General features: G+C 51.7%; 28 protein-coding genes. 15 read left to right on the top strand and 13 right to left on the bottom strand.

What is annotated here, in order from left to right:
• Positions 1-216 precede the first annotated feature (216 nt).
• Positions 217-1,161 (top strand): DnaJ C-terminal domain-containing protein, encoded by a 945-nt coding sequence (locus BEN30_RS17175; protein WP_245649080.1) that lies wholly within the window; start codon positions 217-219, stop codon positions 1,159-1,161.
• Positions 1,158-1,490 (top strand): chaperone modulator CbpM, encoded by a 333-nt coding sequence (locus BEN30_RS17180; protein ID WP_069959530.1) that lies wholly within the window; start codon positions 1,158-1,160, stop codon positions 1,488-1,490. Before BEN30_RS17175 ends, BEN30_RS17180 begins: the two co-directional genes overlap by 4 nt.
• 263 nt (positions 1,491-1,753) lie before the next feature.
• Here the strand turns inward: BEN30_RS17180 and BEN30_RS17185 are convergent, their stop codons facing one another.
• The 6 genes from BEN30_RS17185 to BEN30_RS17210 all read right to left on the bottom strand — a co-directional run bounded on the left by BEN30_RS17185 (position 1,754) and on the right by BEN30_RS17210 (position 7,336).
• Positions 1,754-2,041 carry a cytochrome C oxidase subunit IV family protein gene (locus tag BEN30_RS17185; RefSeq protein ID WP_069959531.1) on the bottom strand — a complete coding sequence of 96 codons (288 nt, stop codon included), beginning with the start codon at positions 2,039-2,041 and terminating at the stop codon, positions 1,754-1,756.
• Positions 2,042-2,044: 3 nt separating this feature from the next.
• Positions 2,045-2,614, bottom strand: a complete 570-nt coding sequence (locus BEN30_RS17190) for a cytochrome c oxidase subunit 3 family protein (protein WP_069959532.1) — start codon at positions 2,612-2,614, stop codon at positions 2,045-2,047.
• A gap of 13 nt (positions 2,615-2,627) precedes the next feature.
• Positions 2,628-4,577 (bottom strand): nitric oxide reductase activation protein NorD, encoded by a 1,950-nt coding sequence (locus BEN30_RS17195; protein ID WP_069959533.1) that lies wholly within the window; start codon positions 4,575-4,577, stop codon positions 2,628-2,630.
• Between the two features lie 11 nt (positions 4,578-4,588).
• Complete coding sequence (locus BEN30_RS17200; protein WP_069959534.1) at positions 4,589-5,380, bottom strand: CbbQ/NirQ/NorQ/GpvN family protein; 792 nt, start codon at positions 5,378-5,380, stop codon at positions 4,589-4,591.
• 128 nt (positions 5,381-5,508) lie between these two features.
• Positions 5,509-6,855, bottom strand: a complete 1,347-nt coding sequence (locus tag BEN30_RS17205) for a cbb3-type cytochrome c oxidase subunit I (RefSeq protein WP_069959535.1) — start codon at positions 6,853-6,855, stop codon at positions 5,509-5,511.
• 28 nt (positions 6,856-6,883) lie between these two features.
• Positions 6,884-7,336 (bottom strand): c-type cytochrome, encoded by a 453-nt coding sequence (locus BEN30_RS17210; RefSeq protein ID WP_069959536.1) that lies wholly within the window; start codon positions 7,334-7,336, stop codon positions 6,884-6,886.
• Between the two features lie 245 nt (positions 7,337-7,581).
• Here BEN30_RS17210 and BEN30_RS17215 point away from each other — a divergent pair, with 245 nt between their 5' ends.
• Positions 7,582-8,313 carry a helix-turn-helix domain-containing protein gene (locus tag BEN30_RS17215; RefSeq protein WP_139135114.1) on the top strand — a complete coding sequence of 244 codons (732 nt, stop codon included), beginning with the start codon at positions 7,582-7,584 and terminating at the stop codon, positions 8,311-8,313.
• On the top strand, positions 8,310-9,041 hold the full coding sequence (locus tag BEN30_RS17220; RefSeq protein WP_069959538.1) for a Crp/Fnr family transcriptional regulator: 732 nt from the start codon (positions 8,310-8,312) through the stop codon (positions 9,039-9,041). The genes BEN30_RS17215 and BEN30_RS17220 overlap by 4 nt, the downstream gene beginning before the upstream one ends.
• A gap of 210 nt (positions 9,042-9,251) precedes the next feature.
• On the opposite strand, the gene BEN30_RS18165 is transcribed toward BEN30_RS17220, so the two are convergent.
• From BEN30_RS18165 to BEN30_RS17255, 7 genes are all read right to left on the bottom strand, one after another.
• Positions 9,252-9,896 carry a bacteriohemerythrin gene (locus tag BEN30_RS18165; protein WP_084005684.1) on the bottom strand — a complete coding sequence of 215 codons (645 nt, stop codon included), beginning with the start codon at positions 9,894-9,896 and terminating at the stop codon, positions 9,252-9,254.
• Between the two features lie 45 nt (positions 9,897-9,941).
• A complete protein-coding gene (locus tag BEN30_RS19175) occupies positions 9,942-10,424 on the bottom strand; it encodes a cytochrome D1 domain-containing protein (protein WP_069959540.1) in 483 nt (160 codons plus the stop codon).
• Positions 10,396-11,352 carry a cytochrome D1 domain-containing protein gene (locus BEN30_RS19180; protein WP_322091080.1) on the bottom strand — a complete coding sequence of 319 codons (957 nt, stop codon included), beginning with the start codon at positions 11,350-11,352 and terminating at the stop codon, positions 10,396-10,398. Before BEN30_RS19180 ends, BEN30_RS19175 begins: the two co-directional genes overlap by 29 nt.
• Positions 11,353-11,525: 173 nt before the next feature.
• Positions 11,526-11,852: a hypothetical protein gene (locus BEN30_RS17240; RefSeq protein ID WP_069959542.1), complete on the bottom strand. Its 327-nt coding sequence runs from the start codon at positions 11,850-11,852 to the stop codon at positions 11,526-11,528.
• Positions 11,853-11,860: 8 nt separating this feature from the next.
• Positions 11,861-13,501 (bottom strand): methyl-accepting chemotaxis protein, encoded by a 1,641-nt coding sequence (locus BEN30_RS17245; protein ID WP_084005685.1) that lies wholly within the window; start codon positions 13,499-13,501, stop codon positions 11,861-11,863.
• A 320-nt stretch (positions 13,502-13,821) separates the two neighbouring features.
• The gene (locus BEN30_RS17250) at positions 13,822-14,424 is read right to left on the bottom strand and encodes a response regulator transcription factor (protein WP_069959544.1); all 603 of its coding nucleotides are present in this window, start codon (positions 14,422-14,424) and stop codon (positions 13,822-13,824) included.
• Entirely contained in the window at positions 14,414-15,964 is a 1,551-nt protein-coding gene (locus BEN30_RS17255; RefSeq protein WP_139135115.1) for a two-component system sensor histidine kinase NtrB, read from the bottom strand. Before BEN30_RS17255 ends, BEN30_RS17250 begins: the two co-directional genes overlap by 11 nt.
• 348 nt (positions 15,965-16,312) lie before the next feature.
• Here BEN30_RS17255 and BEN30_RS17260 point away from each other — a divergent pair, with 348 nt between their 5' ends.
• The 11 genes from BEN30_RS17260 (at position 16,313) to BEN30_RS17305 (ending at position 24,212) form a co-directional block, all read left to right on the top strand.
• The gene (locus tag BEN30_RS17260; protein ID WP_069959546.1) at positions 16,313-16,987 is read left to right on the top strand and encodes a Crp/Fnr family transcriptional regulator; all 675 of its coding nucleotides are present in this window, start codon (positions 16,313-16,315) and stop codon (positions 16,985-16,987) included.
• Positions 16,988-17,165: 178 nt separating this feature from the next.
• Positions 17,166-19,250, top strand: coding sequence for an intermembrane phospholipid transport protein YdbH family protein (locus BEN30_RS17265; protein WP_170827108.1), 2,085 nt, complete (start codon positions 17,166-17,168; stop codon positions 19,248-19,250).
• An 11-nt stretch (positions 19,251-19,261) separates the two neighbouring features.
• A complete protein-coding gene (locus BEN30_RS18175) occupies positions 19,262-19,465 on the top strand; it encodes a YnbE family lipoprotein (protein WP_170827109.1) in 204 nt (67 codons plus the stop codon).
• Positions 19,465-19,821, top strand: coding sequence for a YdbL family protein (locus tag BEN30_RS17270; RefSeq protein ID WP_069959548.1), 357 nt, complete (start codon positions 19,465-19,467; stop codon positions 19,819-19,821). The genes BEN30_RS18175 and BEN30_RS17270 overlap by 1 nt, the downstream gene beginning before the upstream one ends.
• Positions 19,822-19,917: 96 nt before the next feature.
• Positions 19,918-20,112: a hypothetical protein gene (locus BEN30_RS17275; protein ID WP_069959549.1), complete on the top strand. Its 195-nt coding sequence runs from the start codon at positions 19,918-19,920 to the stop codon at positions 20,110-20,112.
• Between the two features lie 365 nt (positions 20,113-20,477).
• Positions 20,478-21,350 carry an STAS domain-containing protein gene (locus BEN30_RS17280; RefSeq protein WP_069959550.1) on the top strand — a complete coding sequence of 291 codons (873 nt, stop codon included), beginning with the start codon at positions 20,478-20,480 and terminating at the stop codon, positions 21,348-21,350.
• Positions 21,351-21,361: 11 nt separating this feature from the next.
• Positions 21,362-21,742 carry an STAS domain-containing protein gene (locus BEN30_RS17285; RefSeq protein ID WP_069959551.1) on the top strand — a complete coding sequence of 127 codons (381 nt, stop codon included), beginning with the start codon at positions 21,362-21,364 and terminating at the stop codon, positions 21,740-21,742.
• A gap of 9 nt (positions 21,743-21,751) precedes the next feature.
• Positions 21,752-22,156 (top strand): ATP-binding protein, encoded by a 405-nt coding sequence (locus BEN30_RS17290; protein ID WP_069959552.1) that lies wholly within the window; start codon positions 21,752-21,754, stop codon positions 22,154-22,156.
• A gap of 7 nt (positions 22,157-22,163) precedes the next feature.
• Positions 22,164-22,604 carry an ATP-binding protein gene (locus BEN30_RS17295; RefSeq protein ID WP_139135116.1) on the top strand — a complete coding sequence of 147 codons (441 nt, stop codon included), beginning with the start codon at positions 22,164-22,166 and terminating at the stop codon, positions 22,602-22,604.
• Positions 22,601-23,185, top strand: coding sequence for a SpoIIE family protein phosphatase (locus BEN30_RS17300; RefSeq protein WP_084005687.1), 585 nt, complete (start codon positions 22,601-22,603; stop codon positions 23,183-23,185). Before BEN30_RS17295 ends, BEN30_RS17300 begins: the two co-directional genes overlap by 4 nt.
• Positions 23,178-24,212: a sensor histidine kinase gene (locus BEN30_RS17305; protein ID WP_170827110.1), complete on the top strand. Its 1,035-nt coding sequence runs from the start codon at positions 23,178-23,180 to the stop codon at positions 24,210-24,212. Before BEN30_RS17300 ends, BEN30_RS17305 begins: the two co-directional genes overlap by 8 nt.
• Positions 24,213-24,350: the final 138 nt, after the last annotated feature.

The raw sequence follows: 24,350 nt of genomic DNA on the forward strand, positions 1-24,350 counted from the left end.
GCTGTCTGGAACGTACGCCCCGGAAATAGACAAGTAGGTGTGGGGTAAGCAGAGAAATTCAAGGTCAGCAAATGGAGGGCAAGGAAGCGGTTATGACAGGGCAATGAGAAGGCAGAGATTGTTGCAAGACTTTGGCCTCAACGCGATTGCGTGACAAGGATGTTGCAGAAGCCTAGAATCAACTGGGGACAGTCTTGGCGATAGGCTGAAAGTTCCATGAATAAATTGGATAAAGGTTCTTCGGACATGCGCGATCCGTATGAAGTTCTGGGTGTCAGCAAAACGGCCACCACCGATGACATCCGCCAAGCGTACCGCAAGTTGGCGAAAAAATCTCACCCAGATCTCCATCCGGGTGACGCCAAGGCCGAAACCCGTTTTAAGGAACTGAGTAACGCCAAAGAGTTGCTGTCCGATGCAGATAAGCGCCGTCGCTTTGACGCTGGCGAGATCGACGCCGCGGGCAACGAGCGTCCTCAGCACAATTACTATCGTCCCTATGCCGATGGCGGCGAGGGGGCAAAATACGCCCGTTACGGCGACGGCCAGGACCCTGAAAATATGAGCGATATCTTCGCCGATCTTTTCCGTGGCCGCGGCGGCGGAGGGGAAGGCCTAAAAATGCGCGGGCAGGACGTCAGCTATAGCTTGGCTGTCCCATTCATAGATGCAGCCCGAGGTGGAAAAATGCGGGCAACTATGGCTGATGGTAAGGTGTTAGACATTTCCATACCCGAAGGCGTGCATGATCGCCAGTTGCTCAGGCTGCGTGGCAAGGGCATGCCCGGGATTGGCGGCGGACCGTCTGGAGACGCCTATGTCGAAGTTCATATCCAATCACACCGTTTTTTCGACCGCAAGGACAACAATATTCACATGACCTTGCCAGTGACGTTGCGTGAAGCCGTCCTCGGCGGCAAAGTGAAGGTGCCAACCGTCTATGGCCATGTGGAAATGACGGTGCCAAAGAATGCCAACGCTGGTACGACGTTGCGCCTCAAGGGCAAGGGCATTTTGGATCCGAAAAGTGGCCAACGGGGTGATCAATATGTGCGTATAGAGATCGTTTTGCCTGAACACCCGGATGCGGAGCTTGAGGCGTTCGTCCGCGACTGGCAAACCGGCGAAGACGATCCGCGAAAAGGAATGGTGGCGTTATGAACTTGGAATTCGATGAAATCCTCGCCGTCGTTGAGAACCTTGGCGCCGACGAACTGACGATCTGGATTGAGAGTGGCTGGGTCCGTCCCGAAGAAACCGTTCCCACGCCAAAATTTTCGGCCGTGGATGTGGCGCGAGTCCGTCTTATCCACGAATGCATATACGAACTCGGGGTGGAGATCGATACGCTGCCGCTCATCTTATCCCTTGTTGATCAAGTCTATGGGTTGCGTCGTGAACTGGCGGTGCTGGTCGAGGCGGTTGAGGAGCTACCGGAAGAAACCAAAACAAAGATTCTTCAGCGCGTGGGCCGTGTCGGACAAGACTGAAATGGCTAAGCAGTTTTTCAGCTATAACGCGGGTTGCGACGTATGCTCGGCTAGCAGATCATGTCGCCTTATGAACGTCACGATCTAAGGGATGTTGCTAAAACCGTGGTTATAATAAGCAACAACCCGCCCACCACCATGACGCCCTTAAAAGTCAAGGCGCCGTTACGGTAAAGCATTACGACCATAACCCCAATCGCAGCGCTCGCGACCAATAGGGCAATCAGCGAATCAAGATTGGTGTCCATCGTTTTCTTACCTTATCAAATGGCAGGCGTTAGATAATAGGCACCCAAAATAAAGGACAAGATAACGCATAGAAACGCGATAAAGCCCTTTTGCCAACCTGAGCTGCTCTGCCTCAGGTTCAGGTAAAACCACAAGATCAGAGATGACTTGGCACCGGCCAAAACCAGCAACACCGTCACCCATGTTGAGCCCAGATCAATGTCTGCATTGACGCGCCCGGCCCCCATGAGGCCAATGGTCGCCGCGATCAAGACGGCCCATACGAAAATCAATCTACGTGTTGAAGGGAGTTTCGCCTGCATGACTCACCTCACCAGATAGATGACAGGGTAGACCAGCACCCAGATCAAATCGACCATGTGCCAGAACGCCGCCCCGGTTTCGAGGTTTTCAAGACTGTTCTTCCACGCAACGATTGCCAGAATGATCAATCCCATAATCACATGGAAAAAATGGAACCCGGTGATCAGGTAATAGAGTGTAAAAAATGTATTCGTTTCTATGTCAAAACCGGCGTCCAGCTTGTCACCATATTCGATGATTTTGACGTACAAAAATACCGACCCGATCAAAATCGCGTAAACCATCCACCACCTTGATGCCGAACTGTTCCCATCAGATCGTACACGCACCGCAAGGGCGGCACATAAGCCACTGGTCAACAGGACCATCGTGTTGAGGGCGCCAAAAAACCGATCAAGATGAGCTTGGGAAGCATCGAATGTTTGCACATCCAACATGCGCGCCACGGCGAAGCCACTGAGCGCCGCGCCGAACACCAAAAGCTCGCTCCAGATCAGCACCCACATGATGGGATTTCCGGGCAGGCTCGACAATGGCCCCCATCCGCTGTTGTGTTCATTCAAATCAGACATCAGCTCATTCGACCTAGCTCACAAGGTGACGATAAATGTTTGGCAACGCAGCGCTCAGTCGGTTGATATGGGGGATGATGGCGCAGCCCCCCCTTCCAAACATGTAGGGAAAATAGTCTCGCGCCTGAGCGTCGATGGTCACCCCGTACACCGCCGCACCCGATCTGCGCGCTTCGAGGATGGCCATGCGGCTGTCTTCAATGCCATAGCGCCCATCGTAATGATCCAGATCGTTGGGCTTGCCGTCACTGATCAACAACAACAATCGATGGCGGTTCGGACGCTCGTTCAATTTGTCCGCCGCGTAGCGGATCGCCGCGCCCATGCGGGTGTAATATCCGGGCTTCAGGGCTGCGATGCGTCGATCAACAGCGGGAGACAGCGTCTCGTCAAAATCTTTTAATCGATCCAGTCGCACCAAGCTTCGCTTGCGCGATGTGAACGTGTAAATCGCGTGGTCGTCGCCGCTGGCCGCCAGGCCATGCGTCAAGGTGGTCAGGGCTTCCTTTTCCACGTCCAGCACGCGCTGCCCATCCATCCACGCATCGGTGGACAGCGACACATCCACCAAGATCAGCGCCGCCAGGTCACGGCTTTCGTTGCGAAAGGAGGTGTAAATTCGGTCGCTGCCTTCACCGCTGGCGGCCAGATCGCAGCGCGCCCGGATCAGGGCGTCAATGTCCAATTCGCTCCCGTCAAATTCGCGGGGCGTGCGTTCGCGTTTGGGACGCAAGGCTTCGAACTGACGGCGCACCTTGTTAATCCGCTTGCGGCTGGCTTCATCGGGGCTCCAGTCTTCGCCTTCCTCGTCCGCCAGGCCGGACACGACCACGCAGTGATCTAAGTGATAGCTTTTGCGCCGATAGTCCCATTCCGGATAGGTGATGTCGGCGATGAGCCGTGATGTGTCAACGGCGTTGGCCGGAAGGTCCAGATCAAGACGGATGGTCGAGGCGGTTTTTTTGTCATTTTTCGACAAGGTGATGTGTTCCAATTCCTCCGCCGCACGCTTCGGGTCATTGTCTTCATCGTCGTCAACAGGACGGTTGACGTTGACCATGTCGGCCATAGAGAGGATGTGTTCAAAACGGTCGAAGGCCAGCGGGTCGTCGCGTTCGGCTTGATCGTTGTCGCGTTGTTCGGCCACGAACTTGCGGCCATCGCGCAGATCTTCACTGTTTTGGTGATCGCTTTTGCTGTCTTCGTCATCGACCGCATCTGGGTCGTGTGCGTTGCTGAGACCCCGGTCCACGACCTCGCCCCACAGCGGCACCGACAGAAACGGTTGGTAACCCGTGGGGGCGGTGAAGTCGTCCAGTTTGCCTTGCCCCGCAGACACAAAGTTCCACATCGCCGCGTTTTTGGGAACAGTTCCGCCCAACAGCGCATGCACCACGTCTTCAATTTGTTGTTCTATGGCGGGCTTGGCGTGCGTCGGCCGTGCGTTGCGCACGCCTTCAGATAAGCGTTCGAACACAACCCGCAATCCCGGAAGCTGCTTTAAGGTTGTGCGGGTTTGAGCGGCATAGATCTGGAGGGCCAGCAGATCACCTTGCAAGGGGTCCGCCGGTGAAGGTTGACGGCTTGGTGCTCCGGCTAAGGCCAAATAAGCCGCCAGCCATATATAGAGTTTTCGATTGAGGTCCTGATCGTCGAACAGATCTATGACGTTCGGTAGGGTGAGCGTTTCGGCATCACGCTTGGCGGTTTCCAATTTTTCCATATCCGCGCCCAACTTCATCATCAGGCTGAGACGATGTTTCTTTTCACGCGCCACGGCACCCACAATCTCCAGTCCGCCCGCACCGCCAACGCCGTGAAAAAACACCGCCACCATGGTGCGTACGTCGTCCAGACGTACTGCGGCGTCAGGGTAATGGGCGTAGCTGCTTTGCCCCCCCACCAGACGGTTCCAAAACGTACCGATGAATTCTTCCGGTTCGAGAAAATCTGCGAGACCCACGATGCTGTCTCCTACCCAAACGTGGCGAGAACCACTTCCTCAAGACCGGCCTTAACGTCATCATCATCACTGAGCGGTTCGATCAGGGCTGCGCGTGCCGCATCCAGCGTCGACATCCCAGAGCGGATTAAGGTTGCGCAATACACCAGCAAACGGGTCGATGCACCTTCTTCCAGGTCCTGATCTTTCATCGCCCGAATGCGCGTGGCCATGTTCACCAACGGCGCACAGTGTTCTGCGTCCAGACCGGATTCTTGCGCGACGATGCGCACTTCGATATCCGGTGCGGGGTAATTGAAACTGAGGCCCACAAAACGCTGGCGAGTGCTGGGCTTAAGGCTTTTGAGAATGTTCTGATAGCCCGGATTGTAGGACACGATGAGCATAAAATCATCCGGGGCTTCTAAGGTTTCACCGGTGCGCTCCAACGGTAAGATGCGTCGGTCGTCGGTCAACGGGTGTAGCACTACGGTCACGTCCTTGCGCGCTTCGACCACTTCGTCGAGGTAGCACACCCCGCCCGTGCGCACCGCATGGGTCAAAGGTCCATCAACCCATAGGGTTTCTCCACCTTTCAACAAGTAACGTCCCGTCAGATCCGCCGCCGTCAGGTCATCGTGACATGAAACGGTATGCAAGTCCAAACCCAGACGCGCCGCCATATGTGCCACGAAACGGGTTTTTCCACATCCCGTCGGACCTTTGAGCATTAGCGGTAGATTGTTCTTATGGGCGTGTTCGAACAATTCGCATTCACCGCCCACCGGCAGATAAAAAGGAATATCGGCGTTGATTGCATTCATGATCTGTCCACCAAACTGTACAAAATAACGAGAGAGCAAAATAAAGAAAAGAGAGGGGGGCAGTCTCCATCACAAAAATGGATCGTGCCCCCCTTTTGAAGTTTGTCTTCAGCTAAACTTCATCTTTTTTATTCAGCGGCTTGAGGTTTCATCCCTCCAACGCGAACCTGCGCTTTATCGGTGCTCAACGTGGCGTAGACGAACAACAGCACGCCGATCACCACCACGACGCCGGAAAGCCCGCGCAGGATGAAGAAGAAGCCGATTTCGTCGGCGACCTCCATAAAGCTGATGCCCATGACCCGTTGCAGATGGGTCTGCAAAATGCCCGCAGCCGTCAACGTCAAGGTCATAAAGACCATGCCGCTGGACATGATCCAGAAGCTCCACATGTTGAGCACCTGGTTATACGGCTGCATGCCCCGCAAGTGCGGCATGGCGTAGGTGATGATCGCCAGATTGACCATCACATAAGCGCCGAAGAACGCCAGGTGACCATGCGCCGCAGTGACCTGCGTACCGTGGGTCAGGTAGTTGATCGGGGCCAAGGTGTGCATGAACCCCCACACCCCTGCACCAAAGAATGCCAACACCGCACAGCCCAGAGTCCATAACATAGCGGCCTGGTTGGGATGGTCGCGGCCACCTTTGCGCACGACCATAAAGGCGAACACGACAATGGCGAAGAAGGGCAGAACTTCCAACGTCGAGAAGATCGAACCGATCCATTGCCAGTACCCTGGTGTGCCGATCCAGAAGTAGTGGTGGCCCATGCCGAGCAAGCCCGTGAACAAGGTCATGGAAACGATCACGTACAACCATTTTTCGACGATTTCGCGGTCGATGCCAGTCATCTTGATCAACAAGAATGCCAAGATCGCCGCCATGATCAATTCCCACACGCCTTCGACCCACAGATGCACCACATACCACCAGAACATTTTATCCAGGGCGAGGTTGCTGGGGTTGTAGAAAGCGAACAGGAAGAACAGTGCCAGTCCCCACAAGCCCATGACCAAAATCAGGGACACCGCCGTTTTTCGGCCCTTGAGTAAGGTCATCGAAATGTTGAACAGGAACATCAGCGCCACGACAACGATGGCAACCTTGATCCACAGCGGTTGTTCGAGGAACTCGCGCCCTTCGTGGATGCCGAACAGGTACCCTAGAACTGCTGCTGCCGCGCCGAACAGGAACAGCCAAAACTGTAACTTGGCAATCAACGGGCTGTGAATTTCTGTTTCTGTTTCTTCTGGAACCAAATAATAAGCTGCACCGAAAAAGCCGAACAGCAGCCACACGATCAGCGCATTGGTGTGGATCATACGGATGACGTTGAACGGCACGGCTTCCGCCAACAGATTGGGGAATATATAAACCGTTCCAGCCAGAAGGCCACCCAGCACTTGCGCAACGAAGAGACCCATCGCCGCAAGAAAATAGGGGTAAGCCAGTTTTTGAGTTTCATATTTCATGATCAATTTGTCCTCTTGCCTGGCTCAATTAACCGGCCACGTTGGGGGGCCAGTTCTGTGTTTTGATGGTGTTGACCCATTTGAAAAAGTCAACGAGCGCATCGAGCTCTTGTTCGTTGATTTCGAAATGCGGCATTTGCCGACGCCCTTCGACCTCAGTCGGCTGGGACCGAATCCAGTCCTTGATGCCGTCGCGTGCTGTGTCGGCATCTTCAAAACCGCCGTAGCGCGCCCATACGTTGCCCAACTCCGGCGCGTAGTAGGCACCTTCGCCAAGGATGGTGTGGCAGTTGATGCATGAATGTCGTTCCCACACGGCTTTACCCTGTTCGACACCCGGCGTAATACCCGCCACATCCGTAGAGTTCTTTTCGATGTAGCCGTAGCTGTGCACCGTCAAGGCAACCAGAATGACGAGAAAAAAAATGGTGCCGCCGAAAAAGATGTTCCGTGCGGCTGACTTGGTTAGACCTTCTGACATGTTCAATATCCTTCGTGATTTCCACGATCATTGCCAAGTGGTCTCGATAAACCACCGTGGTGGTATTCAATCTGTCCCCGTCCATGGCGTCCTTATCTTTTGTTAAGAACGCTAAAAAACGCCTGACCATGTTCCTCAACTCTCGACATGCTCCTCATCTATGCCTTAGAATGGTTTTATTGGTTTGGAAGTAACTGCATTTTGCCGGTGCGTTTTTGTTTGTCCGTGAATTGGAGTTCTAAGCCTTGTCTCATGTATCCCCATTAAGCGAAGACCCGGGTCTGATTTTCAGGCTTGGTATGGTTCCCGTGTTCTTAGACACCCCGCAGAAAAGCCTTTGTGCTTTGTTGCAAAACGCGACGCAGTTGATGCCACCTCCCGGCACGCAAATCGTTGGCAGCGATACGACAGCCGATCATCTCCATATTGTTTTGCAAGGTTATGTGGGCTCTTACGCAGGAGATGGAGTGACGAGCGATGATGCTGCTGGCGCACAACAGTTGCTCAATTGCATCGGTGCCAACAGCTTCATCGGTTTGTCGGAAATCTTTCTCAATCATCCTCATAAGTATGCTTATAGGACTTTTGACGACACGCACATCGTGAGTATTCCGACCGAAGATTTGTTGAGCGCCTTGGAAAAAGATTGGGTTTTATTAAGGTCAATGCTTTGTGGTATGAGCCAGCGCATTCACGGCTTGGTCCATCAAATCAACAGCCTCAAGACGCAAAAAGCGGAACAGCGCCTTGCGGCCCATTTTCTCGACTTGATGGAACAGCAAGGCGGCGGCATGGCGTTTGAGTTGCCCTATGGCAAAAAGAAACTTGCCGCACATCTCGGTCTGGTTCCGGAAAGTCTGTCGCGTGCCCTCAAGCGGCTCAAAGAACGCGGCGTTCACGTGGAGGGTCGTTCTATCACCATCAGCGACCCCCAGTCATTGATGGATGTTTTGGGAAAATTGAGGGCTGAGCTATGAACCATACCCTCAAAGCCAAAACCACCGCCATGTTGTCACAGGAAGATTTCGAGAGCATTGCATCGGTTCCGTTTTTTGCCCACATACCGACCGAATTGCTGGCGTCTTTGACCGTGTCCGCCAGCGTTACAACCTATTCCCAAGCCGGACTTCTGTTTAATCACAACGAGCCGGCGGATACCATTTACGTCTTGTTGGACGGCATGGTGACCATTTCGCTTTATCACGAAGACGGCACCCAGGCGATCATCGACACCATTACCCCGGTGTCTACGTTTGCGGAGGCTGCTGCCTTCCATGAGGGGAGTTATCCGGCAACGGCGGAATATACCGCAGGTTCGAAAATCATCGCCATTCCCGTATCTCTGTTTCTCAACCAACTGGAATCTTCATCGAAGACAGCCTTTTCGATTTTAGGATCTTTGGCCCTGCGCGAACGCGATCTTGCGACGCAGTTGGATACTTTAAAACTGCACAGCCCGACCCAGCGCATGATCGAATACTTGCTCGAACAAATTCCGGAAGACGAAAACGGCGCATACAGTTTAACCTTGCCCTTCGACAAAGGGCTGACCGCCAAAAAGCTGGGGATCACAGCCGTAAGCCTGTCGCGCCTGCTGGCTCGGCTGTCACAGTACGGTGTAAAAAACTCCCGAAAATCCATTCATATCGCCAATGTCACTAAGCTTCGAACCTATCTGGAAGATAGCAAAAAGAAAAAGCGGTAAGCGGTGAGCAGAGTGCCGCGCAAGTTTGCCTTGTGACTTCGGTTATGGAGACGTGAATGTACGTCGAAGTTGGTCGTGCTTGTTCTGACAGGTTACACAACAACCGCCCGCGACCGCACGGGCTGCAAAGCTTTATGTGATGTGTTGGAGAATGTGTTTGTATTTGGACCAAGTTGTGTGGTGTCGGATACTTTGAACTCTGGTGAACGGTTACCCGTGTCCGTAAGTCAGTTTTTTTTCCGCTTTGATCACATAGGGGATATACCCCTTATCTAACTGGCCGATATGTTTAACCAGCCATTCTTTCAAAAAGCCCAATAATTTTTCCATATCCACAGACTGTGGATCGGATGCAAATGCGGCCGAAAAATCATGCACCAGATTTTCAATATCGCGATGATTTTTTTTGTGCTTTTCCGCGTTGGGGTAGTCTGTGTTGGAAAACAAATCTTCTTCCCGTGCAAAGTGGGTTTCAATGTATTGCACAAGACGTTCCAAAGACTTTCCAATCGCGTCAGGTCCCTGAGCGTTCACAGTGTGGTGCAAGTCATTGGCGATGTTAAACAGCATCTGGTGATCGTAATCGATAACCTTATGACCGACTTTCATTTTATCAGACCACTGTAGCAGCATACCGAACTTCCTTGTTGTACGTTCCGGATGTTCCAGATGTTCTCGTTGTAATTTTATTACCATAGCACGATGCCGCCAATTAATGGTATCGCACAATGATATTAGGGTGATGACAGCGGCCTCTCTGATTTGGTTGCAAGATGGTTTGAGCACAACAAACCGAACTTGTATTCCAAGGCTGTGGGGGGTAAGAAATTTGGACTCAAAAAAGCCGTCAGCCATGGGGCGGCTGACGGCTCATTTCATCAGGAGTTGGCAACCTGATGTTTAATACACGTCCTCACGCGTATTAAAGACGTTGAACTTACCCGTTGGCGTGATCAGACGCTTATCCTTGATCACCTTTTTCACCTTTAGGGTTTTGTCATCAATAACAACAATGGCAGACTGCTTATCCTTGCCGTTCCATACCGAGAACCAAATTTCCGTTCCGGCCTTGTTGTATTCACCTTGCACCGCGCGGCGAGCACCATCTTTAATGCCGGCCAAAGCTGCGATGGGGATCACTTTATAAGGTGCATCCGGTTTGGTCATGTCGAACACCGCGACCGAAGATGCGATCTCTTCATCGGGATTAAGCGGGCTATCAACCCACAAATTGGTGGAGTTGGGGTGCGTTTTGACGAACAGAGACCCGCCACCCTGGGCTTCAAGGCTCTGCACAACTTTCCAGGCATATTGCGGATGACCGATCGGGTCGGTACCGATCAGCGCCACCGTTTCATCGCCGAGATGACTGGTCGCCCACACGGGTCCAAATTTTGGATGATTGAGGTTTGCCCCGCGCCCCGGATGCGGGGTGGTAGTCTTGTGTATCCACGGTCATGCCGCGGGTCGATACGATCTTAAGGGGCTCCAATGTATGGCCGTCCATAATGGTAAATTGCGGTGGCCAATAGGCTCCCGCGATGGCGTACTTATCTTCGAAGCCTTTCATTTTTGAGGATTCGACGGAGCGTGCTTCCATACCGATTTTAATAGAGGCGACCGTGGCGGGTTCTTTCATCCATAAATCGATCATGTTGATTCGCGCGTCGCGACCAATCACCAAAAGATAACGGCCATTGGCCGAGATCCGCGTGATGTGCACCGCGTAACCGGTTTTGATAATGGTTTTGATTTCATATGTATTGCCGTCGATGAGGGCGATCTGACCGGCATCGCGAAGTGTCACCGAAAATAAATTGTCGATATCCCAATCATTCATCTTTTTCGTGGGACGCTTGTCAGGAGGAACCGCCAAATTCCAACTGGCCTTCATTTCGGGCATGCCGAATTCTGGCGGAGTTTGTGGCTCATTCAACAGATAACGCGCCATCAGATCGATTTGGGATTCACTCAGCTCCCCAGATGTGCCCCAATTGGGCATACCCGCTGGTGAGCCATAGGTGATAAACGCGACCAACGTGTCGTAGCCGCGCTCTTTGGTGATGTCGGTGGTCAACGGTTTCCCCGTAGCACCCTTGCGCAACACGCCATGACAGCCTGCGCAGCGTTCGAAGAAGATTTTGTTGGCTTGGGTCCGTTCCTCATCGCTGAGGTTTAGATTTGGTTCCGCTGCATTTGAAGCGAACGCAGTCCCCAAAAGAGAGCCGAAAATCATAGCGACACCGACCAGACGGCTTATCTTTGTTCCGGGCATCTTTCCAAATGGACCAAATAATGTTGTATGTCCCATATTCATTTTTCCTTACAGATTGGACGGATTTTGTCCGTCGTTAAAATGTTTGGGCCAATGATCATTTGATCTAACAAAGGCTTTGGCGCAGCCAGTTATAAGTTAAGCCGCTTTTTTCCTGATGGTTGAAGCGGTGTTTTCTGATTTTTTGATGTTTGATTCTTTGGGCTGTTTCAATCTCGTTCAAATAAGGTGGACCTGAGGGGTATTTTTTTTGCCAGGCGATTGCGCTCTTGGATCATTTTCTCAATATCTTCGAGTTCACATGCCTTGGCACATTTCTTGATGAACTTTTGGGAATCGTGAACACTTTCCAAAACGTCTTCATATTTGCTGATGGCATTCCCCAGATGTTGGTTCGTAATATCCAGTCTACGTTGGATTGAGGCGTGTATTTCAGTCAAGGAAGAGACTGTCAAAGCCACATCATGCGCTTGCTTGGTAAAGCCTTTCAAAAGGCTGGCGGCACGAATTGAACCAAAATCATAGACAATAGACATGGCAGAAGTTACCCCTGACGAATGTTGTCGAGGAACACGTTTACTTCCTCTCTCAAAACTTCAGATTGACGAGACAGCTCTTGTGCAGCCGTCAGCAATTCCTCCGAAGAAGCTCCTGTTTCATTTGCGGCATCATTCACCCCGGCTATGTTCGAGGAGACCTCATTGGTTCCCGTGGCAGCCTGTTCTACGTTGCGTGCAATTTCCTGAGTGGCGGCTCCTTGCTCCTCTACTGCGGCAGCAATAGCTGAGGTTATTTCGTTCATTGTGTTGATCGTTCCGCCAATGGATTGAATGGCAAGAACGGCCTCATCCGTGGCACCCTGGATGCCACCGATCTGCGTTGAAATTTCTTCCGTCGCCTTGGCCGTTTGGTTCGCAAGGTTTTTAACTTCTGCGGCAACAACCGCAAAACCTTTCCCGGCTTCACCAGCACGTGCGGCTTCGATTGTGGCGTTGAGGGCAAGAAGGTTGGTTTGGTCGGCGATGTCTGTGATCAAAGCAACCACGTCACCGATTTTTTGCGCAGCTGTGGCCAGACCCTGCACCTTCTGATTGGCAGAAGCAACTTCTGCTACTGCGGCACTGGCAACATCCGTAGACTGTGCAACTTGTCGTGAAATCTCAGCAATTGAACTCGAAAGTTCCTCCGCAGCAGAGGCGACCGTTTGGACGTTTGTTGATGCTTCTTCGGCAGCCGCCGCAACAGTGGTGGACTGTTTTGATGTTTGCTCTGCCGTTGCAGAAAGGGAGGCAGCTGAAGCTTGCATTTCCGTTGAGGCAGACGATACGGACTCGACAACGCTGCCGATAGAGCTTTCAAAGTCATTTGCCATCTTCAGCATTAATGCCCGCTTTTCTTGCTCGGCTCGAAGTTCAGCTTGTTTTTGTTCTTCCTCCATCTTTTTCACGCGGATGGCGTTGTCTTTGAACACTTGAACAGCTTGGGCCATTTCGCCAATTTCATCATGCTTATCAAGCGCAGGAATATTGGTTTCCAGGTTGCCATCGGCCAAGCTGCCCATTGATCGGGTCATGTCTCTGACGGGTCCAACGATGGAGCGAATGATCAAGAAGGCAACCAGACCTGCAACGGTTAACCCAACGCCCAAAAGGACCCATTCAACCGTTAATAAGGCGGATATGGCTTTGCTGTTGTCTTGAGCATCATTTGTCAAAAGCAGCTTTTGATTCCCGGCCATGCCGCCGGAACGTTTCCCATCTGCGTTTGCTTCGCCCAACAAGATGTTCAGAATTCGGCCCGCCCGTGGTGCCGCTTCAGTGACCAACAAGTAGTTGGCCATATTTGTTTTGCTCGATGCTCGGATCTCAAACATTTTAGCAGGGAGGGAAGAAAACTGTTTGCGCACATCAGAAAAGTTGGAGAGTGCTGTGATTTGATCTGTCGAAAGTAAGGACGAAGAAGCCGTTAGATCAGAGAATCGTTTTTCATTCGTCGACCACAATTTTGCATATGCGTCTGCATAGGATGTATCTCCAGTCAGCAAATAGGCGCGTATGTTGGCGAGGCTCAAAGCCAGAGAGCCTCGCACATCAGCCATCATGCCCAGGATTTGGACGCGGTCGCCGCTTGTCCCACCTTTTCCCGCGAGTTCGAGGTTGATCATATTTGTGATGTTATCAACCATTTTGGACGCATGAGGGGTAACCCGACGGCCACCGCTAAGATCAGAGCCATTGCGGTAAAACCAAAAATCAACCGAGCGCTGATTTTAAAATTCATTCTATTGTTCCATTCCACAAAAATTTGCGCGTCTACATAATTGGTATGGGGTGTGAGCAAATGGTCACGTCCCAAAACACATCAACGGCTTGACGCTCCATTTTTCTGGAGGCCAATACACCGTTTAGATGTGTGTGCAGCTAAAATAGAGGCTGTATCACCAAGTGATAAATCCGGGAAATACACGTATATATTTTTAAGAGATAAAATTAACTGTATACAACCTTACAGGGTTCTGTCGTATTGGATAAGATCGGCAATAGAGCGCGCGCTCATTTTCCTCAACACGCGAGATCTGTGAATTTCGACCGTTCGATCACTGATGTTCAAACGTGCAGCAATCGTCTTATTGGTCTTTCCCAACACCAACATATCGTAAACTTGACGTTCTCTTGGCGTCATCAGCTCTAAGCGCTTTGTAACTTCAACATTATTCTTGCGGACATTTCTTTGTTCCGCATTTAAAGATATTGCCGCTTTAATGCAGTCTAAGAGGCGCCGGGTGTCGAACGGTTTTTCAAAAAAATCGAAGGCTCCGGTCTTCATTGATTCGACGGCCAGTGGCACATCACCATGACCTGTGATCATAATGACGGGCAGGATGCTGTCGTTGGCCTTCAACCATTTTTGCAGTTCAGACCCATTCATTTTAGGCATTCGAATATCAAGCAAAAGGCAGCCTGGATCGGATAAATGATTGGCTTCAATGAAATCATGAGCAGATGAGAAGGTCTTCACGTCCAAATTCTCTTGGCTGATAAGCCAAGAGAGAAAGTCACGGATGGCACAATCATCATCAATGACAAAAACCGTTGGATTAGATTGCAAAAGCGCTCTCCACCTCAATAAAAGGGATGCTGACTTGTGCTATGCATCCCTTTTCAGGGCCATTGCTCAGGCTAAGGTTTCCACCATGTCCCTCTACAATTGTGCGACATATTGTCAGACCGATGCCAATTCCATCGTCTTTGGTTGTGTAAAATGGGTCGAAAATGCGATCAAGATCATTCTCTATAACGCCAGGTCCGTCATCGCAGATCTTGATGACAACGTCACCATTTTCGCCAACACACGTGCCAATCGTGACCACAGTTCCAGAGTTCGCTTGCGTGGCCTCAATTGCATTTCTCGCTAAATTGAGAATGACTTGTTCAATTTGAACTCTTTCAGCCGATATATCGGGCACACCAGAATTTAGATCGAGGATTATGCTGATTTCGTTCCGCCGTCCCAACGCATTCAAGATTTCGGACAATTCTTGAATGATGGTGTTTATGTTCAATGTCCTCCGCCGAGGGGGCTCCTTTCGGATGAAAGCGCGGACTCTGCGAATGATCGCATTTGCTCTTTCAGCCTGCATCAAGACTTGTTTGAGCCCTTCACGCACCGTGGTCATATCAGGGCATTTTTCCTGTTCGGAATGCGCTTGTAAAAACTCTGAAGCCACTTGAGCGCTACCAGATATGACGGTGAGGGGTTGATTGAGTTCATGGGCCAAAACGGTGGACATCTCACCAATTGCGGCTATTCGCCATGCACGGGCAATTTCCGACTGATGGAGACGGTCTCTTTCTTCGCTGGCGAGGCGTTCAGAAATATTTCTTGCAATGACATGAATGCGTCCATCGCTGAGTTGTTTTGCACTGATCTCGACGGGAACTGATGAACCATCGACACCGTGTATGGATTGAGTCGAACGTACAACTTGACCTGCCTGCAAGCGGGCGAATTCTTGATCGAAATCAGAACCGTTCTGAGAAGGTAGAATGTCGATGTAATTTAAATCGAACAGAGGGGCGTTGTCAGGAAGAGCCAAAAGCTCACGTCCGGCAGAATTGAGGTCGAGAACTTTTCCATTTTCGTTAAAGACAAAAATGGCATCGGAGGCTTGCTCCATAAGTGTTCTAAAATTGTACTCGCTGGCCCGCAATGCCGTTTCCACATGCAAACGTTCTTTAATTTCTGCGCGTAGATTTTGGGTCCGGTCATGTACTTTTTGTTCTTGGTCGCGCAAGGCCTCATTGAGCGTGGTTTCATATTGCTTGCGTTGATAACTTAAAAAAGCGGTTACCCAAATTGCGAATAAAGCCAGTCCTCTGTTAAAGACAACCATCCAATGCAGGCCTGCAGGAGCAGACAAAAAATAGCCGAGGATCGTCAAGACGCTGCCCAGCACGGCCAGGATAAAAATCATACGTTTGTCTGGATGCCAAAGTCCCAGCAGAACCAAAGCCATATAAGGAACGCCCGCTGCCACGCCGAGCGGTATAGAAAGGTCAAAGAGGAGTATAAGGGCGGCAAAAAGCACAGCCCTAATCAGTAAAGGGTTATAGGATTTAACCTCTAAACTTTTATTCGTTACAAGCATTCGGTTTGGCACATAGGAGCACGCGGTTTCTATTGTGAAACCCGAGTTCCCTCCAGTTATCAACAAGGAGAGGCTGAATTGATAACATTGCCTATTTAAGGGACTTTAATCAAGGCGATAGAGGGTCATCACACTTCGCCATCATCTCTTTCAGAAAAAAATGGGATATTCACTAAAGTTCTTGCACGGTTATGTGTCGTTTTGAACAGTACGCCACCGTTATGTGTGGTTAGTACATGGGCAACCCCATTTGTTTAATTCGCAGGGCCCCAAACGGCTCGGCGTTTTTTTGAGGATCTAAGGTCGGACAATTGCGACGTTTGAATTGCAAAATGCAGGGGTAAAATAATGGTCACCAAACGACCGGAAAGTTCTACGACGAAGCAAGCGTTCGGCCTCAAGTTAGTCCTCAACGCCGTTGGCGATGGTCGGCGTAATGTCCATTATAAAAACAAGGACTTGATCTACCGACAGGGAGACGCCGCTGATGCCGTCTATTATATTGAGAAAGGCGGTGTGCAGATATCCGTCGTCTCCGGTCAAGGTAAACACGGCATTATTGGGGTGCTCGGCGCGGGGGCGTTCTTTGGCGAGGGATGCCTTTCAGGTCAGTCCTTGAATTTGTCCTCGGTCAGTGCGAACAAACCGACCACCGTGATCATCATCTCCAAGGTGGCGATGCAACGGATGCTCCACGATCAGCCAGAGTTCTCGGAAATATTTATGTCGTTCTTGCTGAGCCATAATAGCCAGATTGTTTCCGATCTGGTTGAGTTGTTGTTTAATTCCAGTGAAAAGCGTCTGGCCAGGGTGCTTCTGCTTCTTGCAAGCTTTGATAAACACGGAATGATTTCGGTTGTTGTCCCGAAAGTCAGCCAGGATGATTTGGCATCCAGGGTCGGCACAACCCGAACCCGGATCAATTTTTTCATGAACAAGTTCCGTACCCTCGGCCTGATTGAATATGACAACGACACGATGAAGGTTCACCCGGAATTGATGAATGTGATTGTTCACGACTAAGGTCAGGACCTTTTAAAGAAGGTTGAGCGCGAACGTAGAAAGCTGATGTGCTAAATTGGAGCTGACCGAAGAATGTCACGGGGAGCTCTTCATCCCTGTCAAACTCACTCTCTTTCAGCGTACTATGATCATCATGAGCAAAGTCATTTTCGCACGTTCGAATTCTTTTAAGCGGCACATGCGTCTTGTCGTTGGGGCCCTCGTTTTGGCCCTCGCCCTGGGGGCTGTTGTTGCAGAGCGCACGGTTTTAATGGAAACGGCGCTGCAGGCGTGGTTGAAGAGCCAAGGCATTGGGAACGTAACACTACGCGTGACAGGGTTGGATTGGCGCAAAATACAGGTCGAGGGTATTCGTTTCGGCGATGAATTGTTCTTGGATGCCCTTAAGGTTTCCTATGATGTGGGGCAGCTCATCTCTGCACAGGTTTCTTCAATTGAGATTACCGGGTTAGAGCTCACCGTATCAGATTTTAATTCAGACCTGATGGCTGTTGTGCGCCAAAACCTGGCGGCCTCTCAAAGCGCTGAGGCAGGACCATCCATCACGTTGCCGCGCATTCTTTTGCGCGATGGCAAGGTTCATCTGAGCCAAGCTGATAATTCTATCCGTGCCAAAATTTCAGGTGAACTCCACCCCGATGGATCGGGGACCTTGAGGGTATCATCGGGACACGTGATGGTGCCGGGTCTCGCGCCGTTCGATATTTCAGGGCAAGCGCTATTCGATGGTGCACATGGGAAGGCTGAGCTTGTCGCCTCGCCTGACAAGAGCTTCCCCCCCATCATCATAAAGGCGACGTTCGATGGCAACGAGGGCAGCTCTGGGGGCGCGGCCTTTGAAGTGTCCAAGCTGAGTTTTGCGTCCGGTGGATTGCAGCCGGGACATTGGCTGTTGGCGCTGAAGGACCTTGGCCCCGTATCGGGTGATTTTGAAGGCAGCGGCGAAGTAACGCTTTCGCCCGCCGGGCCGACTTGGGTGGCACGGGTGCGCTTTAGCGGAGCAGGTGTACGGGAGGATGATTTCAACGTGATCGACGGTGCCGGCGTGGTCACGATTGAGCCCGGTGCGGGGCAGAGCGGGCTTGCCCTTCAAGTTCAAGACGGACAAGCCGTTGTTGGTACTCGCCAGGGTCAGCGCGTGCGCTTGAACGATCTCAACATTCACGCTGACCTAGATTTTGAGACGTTGAATTTGAACGCCCGTCTGGAGACCTTAACGGTCAAGCATCCCTGGATCGAACCGCTGCACTTTACGGGTGACGGGGAACGCAACGGGGATCTGGTCAATTTTTCCATTCAGGCTCAAGATAATTTGCTCAGCGCCACCGGGCACCATGACCTTGCGACGCAAAAAGGCATGGGGACTGTTCACGCAGGGCCGTGGCGCTTTACGCCTCACGGACTGCAACCCAAACAACTCTCACCGTTGTTTGCGGACATTGAAGAGGCGCGCGGAACACTCGGCGCAACGCTCAAAGCTCATTGGGGTGGAGAAGCCGATGGGACGGCTAGCATCATTTTGGATGACCTCACGCTCAAAACAAATTCGCTTGTTGTCGAAGGCTTGAACGCAAACCTCAACTTCGCGCACCTGACGACGCCCGTTATGGAGCGCGTTCAGACGGTTCAAGCTCAACGCATCGGCGGTGTACTGGATTTGGTGAAGCCGAGCATAGCCTTCCGTTTTGCCCCCGAAGATAAGCTATACATCGCTCATGCCGAAAGCGGTGTTGCGGGTGGGCAAATGAAGATTGATGATCAGACCATAGATTTTCGCAAATCAAACCACCCCATAACGGTGGTCTTTTCACGCCTTGATCTGGAGAGCTTGTTTGGGCTGTTGAATGTTGACGGCGTATCGGGCACAGGCGTGTTAAGCGGCTCAATTCCATTGATGATTTCGGCGGATGCCGTGACCGTGGCGAACGGTCGTTTTGCGGCAACTGGTCCCGGCGTTTTACAAATGCGATCGCAAGCGGCCCGCAATGCCTTGGGCGGAGCGGGGCAAGATGCCGTCATGTTGCTCGATGTTCTCGACGATTTTCACTATCAAAGTCTGGAACTTAGCATTGATCGAGAGGCAGGCGGTGAGGCACGCATTCTTCTGTCCACGGCAGGCAGCAACCCCGCCGTCATGGATGACCAGCCTTTTGTGCTCAATGTCAGCGTCAGCACACAGCTCGATAAAGTCCTGGCGGTTCTGAGTACCGCTTTGAGCTTGTCACAAAAGGCCTTGCGCGGTACTCTGAAATCCCTTCAGTAAAGGATACAAAAATGGCTGTGACACGCTCTACACAGACGATGGCAGCTCTTGCTGTTGTGGCCATGGCAGTGGGCGCGTGTACGCCGACGGTTCGGGTCGAAGCGCCGCGCGAACCCATCACCATCAATCTCAACATTAAGCTCGACGCCGACGTGCGTCTGAAGCTTGAAAAGTCCGCCGACAAAGACATCACCAACAACCCGGAGATTTTCTGATGCAAGGGGATAAGAGGACGCTGAGCCGCCGCTTTGTTTTGGTCGCAACTCTGGCTTTGATGGTCAGTGCTTTAACGGGCATGCCTGCGTTGGCGCAATCGCTTCAGGATTTGCGGGCCTCCGGCGCGGTTGGCGAGGCTTTTGACGGCTACGCCCGCATTCGATCCGGCGCGGGCGCGGATCAATCCTTAGTGGATGCGACCAATGCGCAGCGCCGTGCCATCTATCAAAAGCGGGCCCAGGAACAGGGCATAAGCGTTGATCAGGTCGGTCGAGTTTATGCCAAAGCCATTTTTGACAAGGCTCCGGCAGGGGATTGGTTTTTGTTGGAATCAGGAAAGTGGGTCCAAAAATAATTCAGGATCAACCGTGACGGGCGTTGATTTGTTCGTCCCCCCTTTGGCATGAGTTGGTATACTGAGGCCCCGACAATAAAAAGGATCTGAACGAAAATGAGCGCCTTACTCATCTTGACGGCGAGCGGTTTTTTGGCTGGCTTTTTCTGGGGGTTCAAAAAACCCGCAAACTACTGTCATCTCGGCACCGCAGGCGCTCAAGCATTTGGCAACCGCTTTGGCAGCGGCATGATCAATGGCGTGATCGTCGGCGCGCTTGTCGGCATAGTGTCTTACGTCGCATTCGGTTAGGCATAATCGGCGGATAACCTATAGATCGTTGGTTTAATCCAAGCCCTGCAACCCTAATAAAAACGGCTAACTCAATAAGTTAATCGTTTTTTGTTGCCTGGATAAATTACCATACAAATGATCGGGTAAATGACCGGGCAGGCGTCGGCTATACAGTCGACTTCAAAATCTAGAAAACCAACGCAAGGTATTCAATAAATGCGGGGCTTGTCACATCGGTAAATGTTCAATGGGTTTCAGAACATTTAGCTGAAACAAACGCATAAAATACCCTTTGCTTTTAGAAATATGCTAAGACATCGATAAATAATGATACAGTCAGGCGTGAACTTATTTTAGAATTATTCTATTGTGTGAGGGTGGTAATGGTAAAGGCAAAGAAAACAGTCGCAGAAATTCTGACGTCAAATCAGCAGAGCATTCTGGAAAGCTGGATCAAGAGTATCAAGCATCTTGAGGGCAACCGCACATTGGAGCTGTTGAGTGAAAAAGAACTGCGCTCAGACGCGACGAGCTTGGCCGACGCATTCGTTACCGCCTTTTCCGTGGAAAATTACACCGACATTCAGCGCCCCGAATTTAAACCCGTTTTGGCCTTGCTGAGGGATATCTCTGCCTCACGGGTGGAGCACGGATTTACGCCTTCCGAAACGGCGACCTTCGTTTTATCGTTTAAAAATGCCTTGTTGGAGTACTTGCAAAAGGAATTTGGCGGCACGCCGAAGGCTCTGCACGAAGAAGTCATTAAGATGAACAAAGTGATCGACGAACTGGGGTTGATCACACTTGAGGGGTTCATCGAAAGTCGGGAAGAATCGGTGCGCCAACAAACGCGGACCTTGATGGAGCTTTCGACGCCGACCATGCGGCTATGGGATGAAATCGTCATGCTGCCTCTGGTCGGGGTGGTTGACACGGTGCGTGCATCACACATGATCGAGAAGCTGCTGGAAGCCATCGTCGCCAACGAAGCACGCGTCGCCATCCTTGACGTCACCGGGGTGCCGGTCATCGACACCCGCGTTGCCCAACACATCATTAAAACCGTTCATGCAACCAGCATGCTTGGTGCAACCACAATTCTGACCGGGATCAGTCCTGAGGCCGCGATGACCTTGACTTCGTTGGGGATCGATCTTTCGGGCATTCGCACCCGTGGTTCGCTGCGCGCGGGTGTGGCGGAGGCCTTCCGGATGGTTGGCAAGTCCGTAACCGATATCAAATCAGCCACCAACTAGGAGAACGGCACATGCGCGTTCCCATTCTTCGCTTGGGTGACATTCTCTTGGCCTCGATCCAAGAGGATCTGACGGACCATGATGCCATTCAATTTCAAAGTGACCTTGCCAACACCATGAGCAGAACGGACGCCAACGGCGTGGTTATCGATATTTCGGCACTGGATGTGGTGGACAGTTTTTTGGCGCGTATTTTAAATGATACGGCGTCGATTGTTTTGTTGCTTGGCGGCGAAGCGGTGATTTGCGGTATGCAGCCCGCCGTGGCGGTGACCCTCATCGAGATGGGACGTGAGTTGCTGGGCGTGCAAACGGCGCTGAATCTTCAACAGGGAATGGAAAAGCTCAAAGATTTGCTGGCAGCCCGCGAGGAGGCGCTCAATGGTGAGTAGCTTTCAGCCATGAAAGATGTGTGGCGAGTTTTGGATATTAAAACCGATGAAGACGTCTTGCGAGCCCGCCAAGCGGGGCGCGATTTGGCGCGTGAAATGGGCCTCGGCACGGCTGATCAAACGCGCCTAGCGACGGCAATTTCAGAACTCACCCGCAACGTCTTGAAGTATGCGGGCGAAGGTATATGCAGCATTGTTGCCGAAGATGAACTCAAAACCCACCGGATCAACGTGAAGGTGGAAGATCACGGACCGGGCATTCCCGATATCGACAGCGCCTTGGAACAAGGTTTCACAACCGGCGGCGGGTTGGGCGCGGGACTACCGGGCACGCGTCGGTTGGTCGATGTCTTCAATATTCAATCTTGCCCGGGCTCAACCGTGGTGAGCATTTCCATGATTCGCCCAAAGTGAAAAGAATTTGACGGAAACGATGGAGGGTGAAAAGCACAAAACGGACCTTAAGGTCTGCATCGTCAAGGTGAAGGAGGAGTATCACGTTGACCAGGCCCGCCGGGAAGCGATGGAGATGGCGGTAAAAATCGGTTTTGATAAGTCGGCATCCCATGCCATCGGCACCAGCGTCACGGAGTTGGCGACCAATCTGGTTTTTTATGCCGTAAACGGTGGAACAATCTTCATCAGGTCCGTGGCAAAAGAAAATCGAGTGGGGATTGAAGTCGTCAGCGAAGACTTCGGCCCCGGCATTGAAGACGTGAAGGCCGCCATGCAAGACGGGTATTCTACGGGTGGAGGGCTTGGCGGGGGGCTGCCCGGTATCAACCGTCTGATGGATGAGTTCGAGATTGTTTCGAACATGGGAATGGGGACCAAGATTATAACCCGGAAGTGGAAAAAATGAACATTGGGCAAGCTCATCGTCCATACTTGGGTGAAGGCCATTGCGGTGACCAGTCTGGGTATTGGTCAGAGGGATCTAGAACAGCGCTTTGCATTGCGGATGGACTGGGGCACGGACCGGAAGCTGAAATTGCAGCAAAAACGGCATTGAGCTACCTGGAAAAACATTGGAACCTGACGATGAAGGCACTGTTTGAAGGGTGTGACCTGGCTCTACGCAAAACACGGGGGTGCGCCATGGGGGTGGCCATTATTGACGAAAGTCGCAATGAACTTACATTTACGGGCATCGGCAATATTGAGGCCCGCATCGTTGGGTCCAACGGGAAGGCCTTGAGCAGCTATCCCGGCATTGTCGGCACCGGGTTGCGTCATGTGAAGTCCGAAACCTTGCCGTTTGCAAAAGGGGACTCGGTGGTGCTGTTTACGGACGGCGTTAAAAACCGCATGCCGCTTTCCGACTATCCAATGCAAGCCTATCGAGAGCCGCGTGAATTGGCGAAAGCCATCATTCGCGATTGGGGCCGGGAGACCGATGACGTTGGCGTCATCGTTTGTGTGCGGGAAGTGGGCGATGACTGAGGTGCCAGATTCGATCCTGTCACGGTATATGGTGGTGGTGGAAGGCTACTTTTCCAACCAAGATGAAAAGTGGCTGGCCGAGGCGTCGACCATTGGTCGTGACGCACTTCAGCAAAACATCCCGCCCGAGGAAATTGCAGAAATTCAAGAGCAGGCCCTTGCCATGCTGGCCAGGAACAAACCCGATCTGACATTGCGCGAAGCATCCCATCTGATCACCGCACCATTTACGGAAATGTTGATGGCTTACGGCCTCGCCTATCGCGAACAGGTTAAAATCCGCGAATCCTTGTTGGCGGCACTGGAATCAGCAAACCGCAGTAAGACCGAATTTCTGGCCAATATGAGCCACGAACTGCGCACGCCGTTGAATGCCATCATCGGATTCTCGGAAATGATGACTGAGGAAATGTTCGGGCCAGTGCAAAATGAGAAGTACCTTGAATACGCCGGCGACATCACCCGTTCTGGAAGTTTTTTGTTGGAAATAATCAATGACATCTTGGATGTATCCAAGATCGAAGCCGGGAAACTCACACTGACCGAAGAAGACGTTGACCTCGCGCAGGTTCTCAATTCGGGAATTCGCCTGATCCGGGATCGGGCGCATGAAAAAAAACTTGTCCTCATCGAGGAAATTGCGTCCCCTTTACCGCTTCTTTTGGGCGATGAGCGCCGGATAAAACAGGCTCTGGTCAACTTGTTGGCCAATGCGGTCAAATTCACGCCGGAGCGAGGTCGTGTGACGATCAGGTGCGCACTGGATACTGAGGGCTGTGTCTGGATCTCGGTTGAAGATACGGGCATCGGTATCGATCCAAAAAATATCAAAAAAATTATGGAGCCGTTTGGGCAAGCCGATAACTCTCACACGCGCAAATACGGCGGAACGGGCCTTGGCTTGCCCTTGGCGAAAAGATTGATCGAGCTGCATTCTGGGGCTCTGGAAATCTCCAGCGTTCTGGGCGAAGGCACGGCCTTGAAAATCGTGTTCCCTTCTCATCGAACGATTTTGGCCGAAGGCTGAAAAGGCTCGATGGGTGGTTTGATATTGGCCTGATCGGACATGGCGAGCTGGATGCCTTTGATCATCAGGGCGTTGTCGGGGCACCTGAAACATAGAATTTTTAGCCAAAACCTCTGAATGTGGTATAGGATCGTTACG

The organism is Magnetovibrio blakemorei (assembly GCF_001746755.1).
GTDB classification, from domain to species: Bacteria; Pseudomonadota; Alphaproteobacteria; order Rhodospirillales; family Magnetovibrionaceae; genus Magnetovibrio; species Magnetovibrio blakemorei.

Coding starts and splice junctions, on each gene's coding strand:
- BEN30_RS17175 (WP_245649080.1), top strand. CDS start 217: ATGAATAAATTGGATAAAGGTTCTTCGGACATGCGCGATCCGTATGAA.
- BEN30_RS17180 (WP_069959530.1), top strand. CDS start 1,158: ATGAACTTGGAATTCGATGAAATCCTCGCCGTCGTTGAGAACCTTGGC.
- BEN30_RS17185 (WP_069959531.1), bottom strand. CDS start 2,041: ATGCAGGCGAAACTCCCTTCAACACGTAGATTGATTTTCGTATGGGCC.
- BEN30_RS17190 (WP_069959532.1), bottom strand. CDS start 2,614: ATGTCTGATTTGAATGAACACAACAGCGGATGGGGGCCATTGTCGAGC.
- BEN30_RS17200 (WP_069959534.1), bottom strand. CDS start 5,380: ATGAATGCAATCAACGCCGATATTCCTTTTTATCTGCCGGTGGGCGGT.
- BEN30_RS17205 (WP_069959535.1), bottom strand. CDS start 6,855: ATGAAATATGAAACTCAAAAACTGGCTTACCCCTATTTTCTTGCGGCG.
- BEN30_RS17210 (WP_069959536.1), bottom strand. CDS start 7,336: ATGTCAGAAGGTCTAACCAAGTCAGCCGCACGGAACATCTTTTTCGGC.
- BEN30_RS17220 (WP_069959538.1), top strand. CDS start 8,310: ATGAACCATACCCTCAAAGCCAAAACCACCGCCATGTTGTCACAGGAA.
- BEN30_RS18165 (WP_084005684.1), bottom strand. CDS start 9,896: ATGGCTGACGGCTTTTTTGAGTCCAAATTTCTTACCCCCCACAGCCTT.
- BEN30_RS19180 (WP_322091080.1), bottom strand. CDS start 11,352: ATGGGACATACAACATTATTTGGTCCATTTGGAAAGATGCCCGGAACA.
- BEN30_RS17240 (WP_069959542.1), bottom strand. CDS start 11,852: ATGTCTATTGTCTATGATTTTGGTTCAATTCGTGCCGCCAGCCTTTTG.
- BEN30_RS17245 (WP_084005685.1), bottom strand. CDS start 13,501: ATGGTTGATAACATCACAAATATGATCAACCTCGAACTCGCGGGAAAA.
- BEN30_RS17255 (WP_139135115.1), bottom strand. CDS start 15,964: ATGCTTGTAACGAATAAAAGTTTAGAGGTTAAATCCTATAACCCTTTA.
- BEN30_RS17260 (WP_069959546.1), top strand. CDS start 16,313: ATGGTCACCAAACGACCGGAAAGTTCTACGACGAAGCAAGCGTTCGGC.
- BEN30_RS17265 (WP_170827108.1), top strand. CDS start 17,166: ATGCGTCTTGTCGTTGGGGCCCTCGTTTTGGCCCTCGCCCTGGGGGCT.
- BEN30_RS18175 (WP_170827109.1), top strand. CDS start 19,262: ATGGCTGTGACACGCTCTACACAGACGATGGCAGCTCTTGCTGTTGTG.
- BEN30_RS17270 (WP_069959548.1), top strand. CDS start 19,465: ATGCAAGGGGATAAGAGGACGCTGAGCCGCCGCTTTGTTTTGGTCGCA.
- BEN30_RS17275 (WP_069959549.1), top strand. CDS start 19,918: ATGAGCGCCTTACTCATCTTGACGGCGAGCGGTTTTTTGGCTGGCTTT.
- BEN30_RS17280 (WP_069959550.1), top strand. CDS start 20,478: ATGGTAAAGGCAAAGAAAACAGTCGCAGAAATTCTGACGTCAAATCAG.
- BEN30_RS17285 (WP_069959551.1), top strand. CDS start 21,362: ATGCGCGTTCCCATTCTTCGCTTGGGTGACATTCTCTTGGCCTCGATC.
- BEN30_RS17290 (WP_069959552.1), top strand. CDS start 21,752: ATGAAAGATGTGTGGCGAGTTTTGGATATTAAAACCGATGAAGACGTC.
- BEN30_RS17300 (WP_084005687.1), top strand. CDS start 22,601: ATGAACATTGGGCAAGCTCATCGTCCATACTTGGGTGAAGGCCATTGC.
- BEN30_RS17305 (WP_170827110.1), top strand. CDS start 23,178: ATGACTGAGGTGCCAGATTCGATCCTGTCACGGTATATGGTGGTGGTG.